Source organism: Peribacillus sp. B-H-3, from assembly GCF_048572925.1.
Classification (GTDB): Bacteria; Bacillota; Bacilli; order Bacillales; family DSM-1321; genus Peribacillus.
In genome coordinates this window covers 1675965-1688626 of the sequence record NZ_CP183879.1, presented here as the reverse complement: position 1 = coordinate 1688626, position 12662 = coordinate 1675965, and the positions used below count along the sequence as shown (strand labels likewise).

The following is a 12662-nucleotide window of genomic DNA, read 5'->3' as shown; positions in this document are numbered from 1 at the left end:
CTGACTTAACGGTGATATCCGCACCTGCAGTAAAAGTCTTTCACTGGCTTCTCTTTAAACATTATTTCTGCGGCCTGCGCAGCCAACACCTTTACTTTACTTATTGACTATAAAAAAGTGTTTATTACGTAATTAAAACCAACAGATACCGATGCTGCTGTCAGTTTTCAGTGTATGAGAATTTCAGCAGCAGTTCTTTTAAAAATGCATCAGCGGCAGCGGAAAGAAAATGATGCTTTTTCCACACAATATTTAAACCTGATTCAAGCCTTGGCTTTAGCGGCCTGAAACAAAGGCTACTATTAGTAGATGTATTTACTATTTTATCAAGTGTTATCGCATACCCAATGCCCTCTTCAACCATAATAGCGGCATTATATGCAAGATTGTATGTAGTGACGATATTTAATTTATGAAACTCTTCGCCAAACCAATCTGCAAATTCATTTTGTGAAAATGTCTGTTTCATTGCCTGTCGTGAGCAATCAGCGGAACCTTTAATAAATCCTCAGCTTGAATTCTTTCTTTAACGGCAAGAGGGCTGTCTTTTCTCATAACAACGCCCCAAACATCTTTAGCAGGGATCCCAATATAATTATATTTTGAAATATTAGCTGGTTGAATTAAAACACCAAAGTCAAGCATCCCCCTGTCAAGCCGTTCCGTTATATCTTCTTCGTTTCCACTGTAAAGATGATATCGTATATTGGGATAACGCAACTGTACAACTTTTGCTACTCGTGCAATATGCTTTATTGCTTCTGTTTCCCCGCCGCCTATATAAACATCTCCGCCTATTGTTTCTTCCATAGAACTAAATTCTGTCTCTAATTTATCGACCATATTAACGATTTCTTCTGCCCTATTTCGCAGAAGCATCCCCTCATCTGTAAGAATGACACTGTGACTGCTCCGGATAAATAGTTTTTTACCTAACTCTAGTTCAAGGTCTTTTAATTGTCTCGACAAGGTTGGCTGTGTCACATGCAAAAAATCAGCCGCCTTTGTGATGCTTCCTTCTCTAGCAACCGTAAGAAAATATCGCAAAACTCGAAATTCCATATAATCAACTCCTTTAACAAGTTTTAGTGTATACGTTCAAGAAATGCTTATCAAGCATATCAAGATATAAGATATAAGTATTTTTTATATTAAGGAGAACCATCTAAAATAGATACCAAAGAAGTTTATTTGATAGCTGACCTCGCGGAAAGCAAGCATCCTGAAGGAGAACTCAACACCTTGTTCCATAGCAGCAAAGGTTACGAAAACACCCTTGTTATTTAGTGGTGACTTTACACTCTTCATCCACTTAATAAGCCTTTATAGGATGCAGCAGCTTTGAAACAACTAGAAGATACTTTTTAGAAAGAGGGAAATTCATTTTATGTCTAAACAAAACACGTTACTTATAATTGTATTAACTTTGGGGGCTTTCGGCATTATAAATACTGAAATGGGGGTTATAGGGTTATTACCTTACATTGCTGATCACTTTCATATTAGTGTATCGAAGGCCGGTTGGCTGGTAAGTCTCTTTGCCCTTACTGTGTCGATATCTGGTCCAACTATGCCGTTATTATTTTCAGGAGTAAATCGTAAAAAGGCAATGTTACTTGTACTTGGTATATTCGTTTTAGGTAATATTGTCTCTATCTTTACATCTAACTTTGCAATTGCCATTATTGCTCGTGTGATTCCTGCCATATTTCATCCCATCTATTTTTCAGCAGCTTTTACTATGGCTGCTAACTCAGTCAGCAAGGAAGAAGCTCCTAAAGCTGTTTCAAAAGTTTTCATTGGAATATCTGCAGGTATGGTAATAGGTGTGCCTATCGCAAGCTTTCTTGCAAGTACAGTTTCGTTTCAAATATCAATGACATTTTTCGCTATCACTAATGCTATCGTATTTATAGCTACATGGGCATTTTTCCCTTCTATGCCAGTTAAAGAAAAACTTACCTACGGAGCACAGTTAAGCGTATTAAAAAGGCAAGTTACTTGGCTTTCCATTGTTGCTGTCCTATTACTCAATTCAGCAGTATTTGGAGTGTATAGTTATCTTGCTGAGTATCTTAAAACCGTTACAGATATTTCTGGAAAATTAATCAGCTTCATTTTAATCCTATTCGGTGCGGCAAATATTATTGGGAACATTTTGGCAGGGAAGCTACTTTCAAAATATGCCATCAAAACTGTAACAGTTTTTCCTTTTGCATTGGGAGCGGTTTACATTATTTTATTCTTCACAGGTCAGTTCACTTGGCCTATGGCAATCATGACTTTAGTTTGGGGAATACTTGCTGGTATAGGTACGAATATTAATCAATATTGGATTTCATCTGCAGCTCCAGAAGCTCCTGATTTTGCCAATGGATTATTTTTATCATCCGTTAACCTAGGAACAACTATTGGTACAGCAGCAGGCGGATTATTTATATCAGTAATGGGGACACAATACGTCATACTAGTGGGAATACTGTCAGTAGTATTAAGTGTAGGATTTATTTTACTGAGAAACTACATGCATCGTCCTATAAACAACCTTTAAAATAAGGAACACATTCAATCTTTCGGGATCCCTATTTAGGATCCCATTTTTCTTTTCTTTTAATTACAATACCTTTAACTTTGAACAATTTAAAGGTTATTATTTTTCACCTCTCCAAACCACTCATCAGCAATATCGCCAGCTGTTTTAATATCATCATTTGTATATACTAAATCATACTTGTACTCAGCTTTGAAATTGCCACTCTTAACATCGTATATTAATTTCATCTCAGTTGGCATGTCTCTTTCGTATTCTTTGCAAACCATTTTGATATTTTCGATGTCTTCATTCAAAACATCTAATACCATAAACTGACGTTTTGAAGAAACGTCATATCTCTCGTCCTCATCGTGTAACAGGATCGACGCCTTCTGTCGCCCTGATGTAGTCGTAATATCCGTTCATTTCGCCGGTAAAGGTCTTCGCTGTATCCCAGGCTTTTTCATATCGAAGTAAATTAAAATAAATAGCACATTATTTCAGTTTTTCTCCTGGATTATTGTGAATAAGAGTATCTGACGAAATAATGTGCTCGTTTACAGCTCTACCCCACCAAAAACAAAACCTTAGAGAATGTTAATATCTCTAAGGTTTTTATAATTTATTCCTTTGTTAGGGGTGTAATAAAACAATTATCTATTGAAACTCTATTTAAAAAATCCAATGCTTCTTGAGTTACAACTAACTCACCTTTTGGTGATAAACAGAAATGATGTCCTGACCAATTTTTGAAGTTCTCTCCTTCTACTTCAATTTTACCGAGCGGAATAAATCTGCTGAATGCAGGAATTTCTTTATTTGGATACATTTCTTTAAATTCATCAGACGTTGTAATCAAACACTCTTCAAGTTTGTAATCTATAAAATCACTATTCTCTAATTCTGTATCAAGTACACTTGATACAATAAAGGCTGGTGTTGACTCTAATAGGTCATCTCCTAGCCATCCTTCAAATTCATAATGCAAATATTTTACCTTTCCTAATATACCCTCTGTTGCAATAACATCATCTGTTCCATAAATGGTATATTCACCATGACCACCTGATACTTCTGGTTCTAAAAAATATAATATCATTAGTTACTTCTTCCTCCCACATACTTCCCTTTTCACTGGCGGATTAAAATTTTCACCATATTTTTTATCTAACTCTATCATATAATTTATTACTTCTTCTTTTGTAGGATTTGGATTATTTCTATATAACCTATTCCAATCCCTTCTTATTTTTGATAAATGCATATCATTGTTTACTTCTTTTGGTACCCTCTCAGGTTTTCTAAAGCATGTATTTCATCAAGTGAAAATAAATTAGGATGTCTTTTTAAAATTTGTTGCTCTATTGCATGATGAACCACAACACTACCCTTAAGGTCAGGATATTCATTAAAGAATGTTTAGCCAATAAAAGAATAAGTAATAGTAACTGTTACGATAACGCTGTAACGAAATCAGAATATCTTTATCTATGGAATTCCACAGTGTGGATTATTTTAAGCTTGAACTTGATAAGTATATAAATTACTACAATAACAAACGTATTAAGGCAAATCTAAAAGGCATGAGCCCGGTACAATACCGAATTCATGCCCAATAAGTTGCCTAATGAAATAACTGTGTCTAATTTTATGGGGTCCCTTCATTACCTAAAATCTCATTCTTCCTTATCATTACGTTGGAATCAGCCTTTAAAAGTAAAACAAGCGTGCTTGAATTGCTAGATAATTATACCTCTTTTGTTTTTTGGAATTGTTTCATTATCTATTTCTCAATAGATTCATTAATAATAAAAGTCTTTATTGAAGTTAAATCCACCTTTTTATCAGCATCTTTTGGATAATTTTCTTCAAGAAAGTGTAATAAATTATCTGACAGGCTATTATTCTCATATACCTTTTCAAAATTTGTTATGAAACTTTCAACAGTGTCATAATCAACACTTTCAATAGTCTGGGGGAGATATTTTTCTTTTTCATATTGATACGCCTCCCAAATTGTATATGCCAAAGCATTTCCTAAACAATTTACGGTCACACTTCTACCAATGGTATGGGAGAGACCACCGCAGCAGGGACTTATCAGGAAACAAGCTGACAGAAGAACAAAAGCAGCAAAGCCTAGCCCAGGCATTCAGCATACTTGGATTTGATATAATCTATCTAATTGCTCTTCATTCATCTAACCTTCTCCCTCCCGGTTCATTATCAAATCGTCTGATTTCCCATTCATCATCACCAATTTTATACTTAATATCAAATTTTTCTGGACGTTGTGAATTGCCATTATAGTTTGGGGTTATCTTCACTTTTACTTCATCACCCTGTTTAAGTGCCTCTGCCCAGTCTTTTGGAGAGCTGTGAAGCCTTTGGTGGTTTTATAGTCCTCCAGGGCATGATCGGCGGCAGTGAGTGCTTTGGCCGTTTTGTAGATGGCCCTTCCGCCCTTGGCTGCTCTTCCGGCCCAGCCTACTACTGGGATGAATCCGGCTGCTGCCATAGCCGCGACCGCAGCAGGCTGAGCTGGGGTCAGTTTTTCATGTGTAACAGGTCAACACCTTCTGTCGCCCTGATGTAGTCGTAATATCCAGTAATTTCGCCGGTTAGGACTTGTTATTTCCCAGGCTTTTTTGTATAGAAATATTTAAAATAAATTACACATTATTTTGGGATTTCACCTGGATTATGGTGGAAAATAATATTTGAACTTATGTGCTCCTTTACACTATACTGTCAAGTGCTCAAAACCTTGAATGTCATAGCCATACTACTTCAACTCTCTTTTGTATCAAAATTCACAATATCTGACCGCCATAATCGGCTTGTGTTGAGCACAACCACATAATCAATTTGCTGCGTAGAGGTGAGCCACCTGTAAGCCCACATCTTCATTCAGTTTGGCACCACAGAGTAAAAAAGCACTCATTGCCTTTAGTCGACAATCAAGTGCTTTAAGTTCATGTATTTCTAAATATCATAAATTTGGGATTTTTGTGGTAACAGTATGACACCTTTTATACGTCGTGACAACGACTACGTTAAAACTCACGAGTTTGTACGAGTTCGTTAGTTTAATATACATTCCATGTGTTTATATTCATCACCCATTAAAATGTTATCTCGCCTAAGCTCGTACTTTGTATTCTCTTCTATATTGCACGTAGTACTCTATAATGGGACAACCATTATGGAGTATGTATTTCCAAGCACCTTATATCTATAACTCTAGTAGAAATTACTTTTGTGCATTAATATATTCTCTAATTAGTTTTACATCACTTTCTCTCTTTTCATCAGGTGAAATTCCTAACTTTTTATACTTCCATATAATTAATCTCTCATAATGATTATAATTATTTTCTTCTTCTAATAAAGTGTAATCAAATTCAACATCAAACTTACCAGTAGAATATAACTCAAATGTTAAATTGGTCCAAGGTTCCTGCTTATTTCTTTTTAATTCTTCCCATAACTCTCTGAAGATACTATCAAGAAGATTTAATTGACGATCAGTCTCGTCTTCATCAATCACTTCCATATCTTCAATATCTAAACTGTATATCGGTTCCTGCTTATTTTTTGGATAGTAGAAAAATACCGTCGAATCACTATATTCATCAACTTCTGAATATACCATTACTTTTTCCCATGGTTCTGGAATAATACTGTTTAACTGCATAGCTACTTTTTGATAAATACTTTCCAAGTTCTCTGTATTCATTTACTCTCCTCCATATACATTTTTCAAACTAGCTTTAAATATTTCTCCATCAATTCTATATTTTATGTTAAAGCTAACGGGCCTTAATATAACTTCCCTCTTATCTCTCAAAGCTTTTGCCCAAGCAGATTCCAATTTTTTATAAGCACTTACATTAACATTACCATTCATTGCAACTATATTATCAATAAGCGGTGATTCATTAAATTGCGTACCGATTAAGTGTCCACCATGATTTCCTTGAGTACTAAGAGCTTTAACTCGGTTTTCCCCTCCAGCTGCTAACTGATGCTTACTATTACGTTCTCCCATCTCTAACGTTAATTCTCCAGAAGCTCTCTCAACTCTTCCTAGTTCATCTGTTTGAATATAGATATCCATTCGTTTCATATTTTACATTAGGTTTCAATTTAAATTCATCTAAAAAATGACTACCATCTCTAAGTGCATTATCAATACCATTTACCCTATTATTTGCCGTACTATTACTACCACCACTCAACTCCCGGTCAACTTTCTTCTTCGCAAGCTTCTCCCCTAGACCCTACTTTACTTCACTGAGGGTTTTGGTTTCGAGGGCAAGGACTTTAGGTTGAACGGGATGTGTGCGGGCTTTCTGCTGATGAATTTCCCTGCTGCCCCAAGTCCGAGTATGCTGAATGCCTGGGCAGGCTTTGCTGCTTTTGTTCTTCTGTCAGCTTGTTTCACAGGAAGTCTCTTCCTGTGATGCCCTCTCCCATGCCATTGGCGGCGGCAAGCGCATAGAGTCCTTTTTCCGTTTTTTGGAGAGCTGTGAAGCCTTTGGTGGTTTTATAGGCAGCCAGGGCGTGATCGGCGGCGTTCAGGACTTTGGCCGTTCTGTAGATGGCCACTCCGCCTTTTGCTGCTCGGCCGGCCCAGCCTACTACTGGGATGAATCCGGCTGCTGCCATGGCTGCGGCGGCACGCTGGGCTGTGGTCAGTTTTTCATGTGTAATAGGATCAACGCCTTCTGTCGCCCTAATGTAGTCGTAATATCCGGTTATTTCGCCGGTAAAGGTCTTCGCTGTGTCCCAGGCTTTTTCGTACGGAAATAATTTAAAAATAAATAGCACATTATTTCAGATTATCTCCTAGATTACAGTTAAAAAGAGTATCAAAGAATGTGCTTGTTAACACAACAACCTTTTTCCATATTGAGTCATTCCCGTTACAGTAATTACAATTTATGTAACACTTTTTAAACGAATAGCGAGAAATATACGACCATCTTTAGTAAAAATAAAACTTAAATTTTAAAAAGCCAGAGCATATATTATAAAATTTCTTACTTTACCCATTGTTTAGCGCTACGAGCTTAACTATTTATATAATAAGAAAAAACCTTGAAAGGCATTTAGCCAATCAAGGAATAAGTAATAGTAATTGTAACTGGTACGATAACGCTGTAATAGAAAGATTCTTTGCTATGGAATCGAAATTTCTTTATCTAAGGAATCCGACTGTGTGGATCACTTTAGGCAGGCTTAAAATAATTTTATAAACTCTTTTCTTTTTATTAGAATTGCATTATTTGTACAGCTGTATTCCTGAAGAATTAATTCCATTCTCTTAATTTCATCGATTGTGAGAAAAGCTGTTTCAACTGCACTGTTTAAAAGGATAGTGATACTATCGGGATTGATACCTTCCAGAGATTGTGGCAAATATTTTGCTTTTTCTTTTTTATAAGCTTCCCAAGATGTATAAGCAACAGCATCCACAAGCAATGACCATAGTCTAGCAATATTCAAATCTTCTTCTTCTTCAGCAAATTCCGAGATTCCAGTATAGTCGGCATTATCAATAAGCTCATATAGTTCATCCCCCGTTACAGCATGGGACTCGGCCCATAACCAACATTTGTCCAATGCTTCTCTCCCTTCTGGATATCTTTCATCATCTTTACTAATTACAGAAAATACTCTTTCAGCAACTGTTAAAACAAAGCTCACTTTTACTTCACTTTGTAAATTATCAATTAATTTATTTTCCATGAGTTCCTCCTTATATTTATTCGATAATCTTCCCATCTTTTAAAACGAAAGAGATCAGACCATTGGTTTTAACACCCTCATCAATCTCTGATGTTACAACTATTGTTAGGTTGGGGTATTTCTTGCTAGCTTGATAAAATATCCCGCTCTTTTCAATCGGATAAGTTTTCAGCAATCCTTTACTGCACTTATTACAAACACCTCTCGGATTAGATTGGTGGATTCTTAATGCTCCTGCAATATCACTAGGTTCGATTCCTGCTTTTTTAACAGCAGAATCAAATTCGTTTAAAACCCCTTCTTCAGCATGCCTTGTGAACTGTGCTAACTTAGGGTTTTTCAAATGATTATATGGGGCTTTAATTTCCCTATCTGGTAAGATTTCATCTAATGAAGGCAACCCTGCTTCTTTCCGTACTTCTGGAGATCCTCCTTCAAAAGTTAAATCTTCAAGTCCTTTTATATCTGTTCTACCCATAGCAATTGTATTAGTCTCTGGAACATTCCACTTTTTCCGTAAAGCATCCAAATCTTCTTTGCCGACTGAGATCTTACCTTTACCCGTACCCTCACTACCACCACTCAACTCTTTATTAACCTGCTTCTGTTCCTTCTTCTTCGCAAGTTTCTCCCCAAGACCGCTTTTCACTTCACTGAGAGTTTTAGTTTCGATGGCGAGAACTTTAGGCTGGATAGGGCCGTTTGTGGCCATTTTCAGTACTTTTGCGCCCACTGGGACATCGACTTTCCCGATTTGTTTGCCGATTTCCCGGAGTGTGTTTTGGGCATTTTTTGCTGTGGCTTGGGCGTATTGTTTGCTGTAGGTGTTGAACGGGATATGTGCAGGCTTTCCGCCGATGAATTTGCTGGCTGCTCCAAATCCGAGTATGCTGAATGCCTGGTTCAGGCTTTGCTGCTTTTGTTCTTCTGTCAAGCTTGTTTTCTAAGAAATCTCTTCCTGTGATGCCCTCTCCCATGCCATTGGCTGCGGTAAGTGCATAGAGGCCTTTTTCAGTTTTCTGGAGAGCGGCGAAGCCTTTGGTGGTTTTATAGGCATCCAGGGCATGATCGTCGGCATTAAGGACTTTGGCCGTTTTGTAGATGGCCATTCCGCCCTTTGCTGCTCGTCAAGCCCATCCTACTACAGGAATGAATCCGGCTGCTGCCATCGCAGCACGCTGGGCTGCGGTAAGCTTCTGATGTGTAACAGGATCGACGCCTTCTGTCGCCCTGATAAAATCGTAATATCCGGTTATTTCGCCGGTAAAGGTCTTAGCTGTGTCCCAGGCTTTTTCATAAGGAAATAATTTAAAAATAAATAGTATATTATTTCAGATTATCTCCTGGATTACAGTGAAAAAGAGCATCAAAGAATGTTCTTGTTAACACAACAACCTTTTTACATATTGAGTCATTCTCCCGTTACAGTAATTACAATTTATGTAACACTTGAATAGCAAGAATTCTACGACCGTCTTTAGTAAAAAAAGGGCATATTAAATACAATCTCTTACTTTACCCATTGTTTAGCACCACGAGCTTAACTATTTATATAATAAGAAAAAACCTTGAAAGGCATTTAGCCAATCAAGGAATAATTATTAGTTATAGTAACTGTAACGATAACTCTGTAATAGAAAGATTCTTTGGCACTATGAAATCAGAATTTCTTTATCTATGGAATTCGACAGTGGATCATTTTAAGCTAGAACTAGATAAGTATATAAATTACGGCAATAACAAAACGTATTAAGGCAAAACTGTGTCTAACTTTATTGAATCACTTTACAGTCAACTGCTTTAAATTTTATTGCAACCCTTTTAAAAAGTTGATAATATCGTCTTTCTTTAACGAATTATTGCTATCCATTAAATAATTCATGAACTCTTTAGCCACGATTTTATTTATTAATTTTATGTCATAAAAACCATCTAGAAACTGCTGTAATATACTTTCGTCTACATTTTCTATTGGTGCAGGTAAATATTCTTCATTATCAAACTGATAAGCTCTCCAATTAGTAAAAGATATTGCATCTACAATGCAACCCCAAACTAATTCTTTTAATGGATCATTCTCATCTTGCATTTGCATAAATAACCCCGTGAATTCCGTCCCATCGTCTAATAGGTAATAGATTTCATCTCCAGAATATCGCTTATTTTCTAGCCACTCCCAGCAAACTTTCATAGCGCTATTTATGTCCTTATATGCTGAAGAAGAAATTAACAAATCAACAACTGTTTCACTTAACCCTAACAAAAATGCAACTTGTCTATCCGATTCCAATTTTTCAAATATATCTATCATAATATATCCCTCATTTACTCAACTAATTTTCCATTCAGTAAAATAAAATTTTCCTTTCCCGAAACCCTTATGCCATCTTTGACTTCAGTTGTAACTTTAATTGTTAAATTAGGATATTTTTTTGTTAACTGCATAAATATCCCAGCCTCTTTATTCGGATTAGTCATACCTTGAGTACAAATCGAGCATACACCTCTTGGGTTTGACTGATGAACTACTAAAGTTCCTTCCACCTCATTTGGATTGACCCCTAATTTTTTGATAGCCATATCAAATTCATTAATAACTCCTTCTTCAGCGTGCTTCATAAATTGTATATGTCGTGGATTACTTCCATCATAAGGAGCTCTTATTTCTCTATTAGGCATTATATCATCTAAATCAGGCAATCCAGCTTCTCTACGAACTTTTATTGAACTCCCTTCAAAAATCTTCTCCTCCAGTCCTGAAATGTCCGTTTTTCCAACAGCTATAGTATGAGTCTCAGGTACATTTAGTTTTTGACGTAAAACATTTAAATCTGCCTTTCCGACTTCTGTTTTACTTAAATGCGTACCCCGACCCTCACTACCACCACTCAACTCCTTATTAACCTGCTTCTGCTTCTTCGCAAGCTTCTCCCCAAGACCCTGCTTTACTTCGCTGAGAGTTTTGGTTTCGATGGCGAGGACTTTTGGCTGGATGGGACCGTTCCCTGCCATTTTAAGTACTTTTGCGCCCACTGGGACATCGACTTTTCCGATTTGTTTGCCGATTTCCCTGATTGTGTTTTGGGCATTTTTTGCTGTGGCTTGGGCGTATTGTTTGCTGTAGGTGTTAAATGGGATGTTTGCTGGCTTTCCGCCGATGAATTTGCTTGCAGCCCCAAGTCCGAGTATGCTGAATGCCTGAATCAGGCTTTGCTGCTTTTGTTCTTCTGTCAGTTTGTTTCCTAAAAAGTCCCTGCCTGTGATACCCTCTCCCATGCCATTGGCAGCGGCGAGCGCATAGATGCCTTTTTCAGTCTTTTGGAGAGCGGCGAAGCCTTTGGTGGTTTTATAGGCATCCAGGGCATGATCGGCGGCATTAAGGACTTTGGCCGTTCTGTAGATGGCCACTCCGCCCTTGGCCGCTCTTCCGGCCCATCCTACTATTGGAATGAATCCGGCTAACGCCATAGCCCCGGCCGCAGTACGCTGGGCTGTGGTCAGTTTCGCATGTGTACGAGGGTCAACGCCTTCTGTCGCCCTGATATAGTCGTAATATCCGGTGATTTCGCCGGTAAAGGTCTTTGTTGTGTCCCAGGCTTTTTCATACCATGGGCGATTCTCCTGTTCCTCGAGCTCTTTTGCCTGTTTCCTGGCCTTAGCCTGGTCCTTTTTAAATGTCAGATAATCACTGTTCGCTTTTTTCACATCATCCATCTGTTTGTACACGTCACTGTTTTTATAGGCCTTGCTGTCAAAGTACATGGGCGAGATCTTACCGCCCTTGCTGCTTGACTGCATAATGGTGCCCATTTGTGTGATCAGGTAAATTTCCTGCGTCTCTGTGACCGCATATTCAGTCAGCAGACTGGCATCGAACTTATTGACTGCTTTAATGGTGTTGTTTCTTTTTTTTATCCGCTTTTTCAATTTCATCTTCAAAGGTTTCTTTCGAAAATACCTGTAAAGATAGAATATCATCTATTGTATGAAAAATCTTCTTCAAATCGTCCTGCTGGGCCGTTACGATTTCCTTTGACTTTTTCAGTCCGTTTGAAACCTCGTCCTCGAGAAAAGGTTCCATGACGACGGTGTCTCCTGAGAGCTTGGCATCCTCAGCAGAGCCGCTGACTCCATTGAAAAAGGCGATGTTGGCCTTAATCAGCCCGAGCCAGGCATCCGCAAGAACTCCTTGCGCCCCATAAAATCCCTTAATCGATTTTGCGCCATTTCCCTTAAGTTCATCATCCATTTTTACAATGGCTTCGAATTCTTTTTTGAGCGCGGTGATTTGCTTTTCAAGATCTTCATATTGCTTGGCGCGTTCATTCATGGCCGCTATCAGTGTGCTATGTTCGTAAATTTTGGCATTTGCCAT

At 37.7% G+C, this 12662-nt stretch carries 14 protein-coding genes and 6 pseudogenes; 3 read left to right on the top strand and 17 right to left on the bottom strand.

The genetic code is table 11. The features are described 5' to 3' along the window. Nucleotides 1–160: 160 nt before the first annotated feature. Nucleotides 161–1062 (bottom strand): annotated as a pseudogene (locus ACN6MY_RS08350) (LysR family transcriptional regulator). 325 nt (nucleotides 1063–1387) lie between these two features. On the opposite strand from ACN6MY_RS08350, the gene ACN6MY_RS08345 reads away from it, so the two are divergent. Beyond that, a complete protein-coding gene (locus ACN6MY_RS08345; RefSeq protein WP_419883543.1) occupies nucleotides 1388–2551 on the top strand; it encodes an MFS transporter in 1164 nt (387 codons plus the stop codon). Nucleotides 2552–2640: 89 nt separating this feature from the next. Here ACN6MY_RS08345 and ACN6MY_RS08340 read toward each other — a convergent pair. The 4 genes and pseudogenes from ACN6MY_RS08340 to ACN6MY_RS08325 all read right to left on the bottom strand — a co-directional run. Then, nucleotides 2641–2910: pseudogene (locus tag ACN6MY_RS08340) on the bottom strand (DUF600 domain-containing protein); the annotation flags it as partial. Then, a pseudogene (locus ACN6MY_RS08335) lies at nucleotides 2906–3001 on the bottom strand (pre-toxin TG domain-containing protein); the annotation flags it as partial. The pseudogenes ACN6MY_RS08340 and ACN6MY_RS08335, both read right to left, overlap by 5 nt. 154 nt (nucleotides 3002–3155) lie before the next feature. Next, on the bottom strand, nucleotides 3156–3632 hold the full coding sequence (locus ACN6MY_RS08330) for a hypothetical protein (protein WP_419883542.1): 477 nt from the start codon (nucleotides 3630–3632) through the stop codon (nucleotides 3156–3158). 3 nt (nucleotides 3633–3635) lie between these two features. Next, nucleotides 3636–3797, bottom strand: a complete 162-nt coding sequence (locus ACN6MY_RS08325) for a hypothetical protein (protein ID WP_419883541.1) — start codon at nucleotides 3795–3797, stop codon at nucleotides 3636–3638. Between the two features lie 182 nt (nucleotides 3798–3979). Between ACN6MY_RS08325 and ACN6MY_RS08320 the strand changes: the two are divergent. Continuing rightward, nucleotides 3980–4152 (top strand): annotated as a pseudogene (locus ACN6MY_RS08320) (IS3 family transposase); the annotation flags it as partial. A gap of 164 nt (nucleotides 4153–4316) precedes the next feature. On the opposite strand, the gene ACN6MY_RS08315 reads toward ACN6MY_RS08320, so the two are convergent. From ACN6MY_RS08315 to ACN6MY_RS08275, 9 genes and pseudogenes are all read right to left on the bottom strand, one after another. Beyond that, on the bottom strand, nucleotides 4317–4685 hold the full coding sequence (locus ACN6MY_RS08315; protein WP_419883540.1) for an Imm6 family immunity protein: 369 nt from the start codon (nucleotides 4683–4685) through the stop codon (nucleotides 4317–4319). Nucleotides 4686–4725: 40 nt separating this feature from the next. Next, nucleotides 4726–4860, bottom strand: a complete 135-nt coding sequence (locus tag ACN6MY_RS08310; RefSeq protein WP_419883539.1) for a hypothetical protein — start codon at nucleotides 4858–4860, stop codon at nucleotides 4726–4728. Nucleotides 4861–4898: 38 nt separating this feature from the next. Next, nucleotides 4899–5155: pseudogene (locus ACN6MY_RS08305) on the bottom strand (pre-toxin TG domain-containing protein); the annotation flags it as partial. 631 nt (nucleotides 5156–5786) lie between these two features. Next, the gene (locus ACN6MY_RS08300; RefSeq protein ID WP_419883538.1) at nucleotides 5787–6272 is read right to left on the bottom strand and encodes an immunity protein YezG family protein; all 486 of its coding nucleotides are present in this window, start codon (nucleotides 6270–6272) and stop codon (nucleotides 5787–5789) included. Beyond that, complete coding sequence (locus ACN6MY_RS08295) at nucleotides 6273–6653, bottom strand: DNA/RNA non-specific endonuclease (RefSeq protein WP_419883537.1); 381 nt, start codon at nucleotides 6651–6653, stop codon at nucleotides 6273–6275. It lies immediately after the preceding gene. A 234-nt stretch (nucleotides 6654–6887) separates the two neighbouring features. Continuing rightward, nucleotides 6888–7339: pseudogene (locus ACN6MY_RS08290) on the bottom strand (pre-toxin TG domain-containing protein); the annotation flags it as partial. A 438-nt stretch (nucleotides 7340–7777) separates the two neighbouring features. Beyond that, entirely contained in the window at nucleotides 7778–8287 is a 510-nt protein-coding gene (locus ACN6MY_RS08285; RefSeq protein WP_419883536.1) for an Imm6 family immunity protein, read from the bottom strand. Nucleotides 8288–8303: 16 nt separating this feature from the next. Next, nucleotides 8304–9221 (bottom strand): hypothetical protein, encoded by a 918-nt coding sequence (locus ACN6MY_RS08280; protein WP_419883535.1) that lies wholly within the window; start codon nucleotides 9219–9221, stop codon nucleotides 8304–8306. A gap of 193 nt (nucleotides 9222–9414) precedes the next feature. After that, nucleotides 9415–9522 (bottom strand): pre-toxin TG domain-containing protein, encoded by a 108-nt coding sequence (locus tag ACN6MY_RS08275; RefSeq protein WP_419884108.1) that lies wholly within the window; start codon nucleotides 9520–9522, stop codon nucleotides 9415–9417. Nucleotides 9523–9941: 419 nt separating this feature from the next. Here ACN6MY_RS08275 and ACN6MY_RS08270 point away from each other — a divergent pair, with 419 nt between their 5' ends. Beyond that, nucleotides 9942–10040 (top strand): hypothetical protein, encoded by a 99-nt coding sequence (locus tag ACN6MY_RS08270; RefSeq protein ID WP_419883534.1) that lies wholly within the window; start codon nucleotides 9942–9944, stop codon nucleotides 10038–10040. A gap of 54 nt (nucleotides 10041–10094) precedes the next feature. Here the strand turns inward: ACN6MY_RS08270 and ACN6MY_RS08265 are convergent, their stop codons facing one another. The 3 genes from ACN6MY_RS08265 to ACN6MY_RS08255 are packed head-to-tail and all read right to left on the bottom strand — an operon-like array spanning nucleotide 10095 to nucleotide 12662. Beyond that, nucleotides 10095–10598, bottom strand: coding sequence for an Imm6 family immunity protein (locus tag ACN6MY_RS08265; RefSeq protein ID WP_419883533.1), 504 nt, complete (start codon nucleotides 10596–10598; stop codon nucleotides 10095–10097). 14 nt (nucleotides 10599–10612) lie between these two features. Then, the gene (locus ACN6MY_RS08260) at nucleotides 10613–12220 is read right to left on the bottom strand and encodes a pre-toxin TG domain-containing protein (protein ID WP_419883532.1); all 1608 of its coding nucleotides are present in this window, start codon (nucleotides 12218–12220) and stop codon (nucleotides 10613–10615) included. After that, on the bottom strand, nucleotides 12177–12662 hold the full coding sequence (locus tag ACN6MY_RS08255) for a T7SS effector LXG polymorphic toxin (protein ID WP_419883531.1): 486 nt from the start codon (nucleotides 12660–12662) through the stop codon (nucleotides 12177–12179). Before ACN6MY_RS08255 ends, ACN6MY_RS08260 begins: the two co-directional genes overlap by 44 nt.

Coding starts and splice junctions, on each gene's coding strand:
- ACN6MY_RS08325 (WP_419883541.1), bottom strand. CDS start 3,797: ATGCATTTATCAAAAATAAGAAGGGATTGGAATAGGTTATATAGAAAT.
- ACN6MY_RS08295 (WP_419883537.1), bottom strand. CDS start 6,653: ATGGATATCTATATTCAAACAGATGAACTAGGAAGAGTTGAGAGAGCT.
- ACN6MY_RS08270 (WP_419883534.1), top strand. CDS start 9,942: ATGAAATCAGAATTTCTTTATCTATGGAATTCGACAGTGGATCATTTT.
- ACN6MY_RS08315 (WP_419883540.1), bottom strand. CDS start 4,685: ATGCCTGGGCTAGGCTTTGCTGCTTTTGTTCTTCTGTCAGCTTGTTTC.
- ACN6MY_RS08265 (WP_419883533.1), bottom strand. CDS start 10,598: ATGATAGATATATTTGAAAAATTGGAATCGGATAGACAAGTTGCATTT.
- ACN6MY_RS08300 (WP_419883538.1), bottom strand. CDS start 6,272: ATGAATACAGAGAACTTGGAAAGTATTTATCAAAAAGTAGCTATGCAG.
- ACN6MY_RS08255 (WP_419883531.1), bottom strand. CDS start 12,662: ATGGCAAATGCCAAAATTTACGAACATAGCACACTGATAGCGGCCATG.
- ACN6MY_RS08285 (WP_419883536.1), bottom strand. CDS start 8,287: ATGGAAAATAAATTAATTGATAATTTACAAAGTGAAGTAAAAGTGAGC.
- ACN6MY_RS08345 (WP_419883543.1), top strand. CDS start 1,388: ATGTCTAAACAAAACACGTTACTTATAATTGTATTAACTTTGGGGGCT.
- ACN6MY_RS08330 (WP_419883542.1), bottom strand. CDS start 3,632: ATGATATTATATTTTTTAGAACCAGAAGTATCAGGTGGTCATGGTGAA.
- ACN6MY_RS08260 (WP_419883532.1), bottom strand. CDS start 12,220: ATGAAATTGAAAAAGCGGATAAAAAAAAGAAACAACACCATTAAAGCA.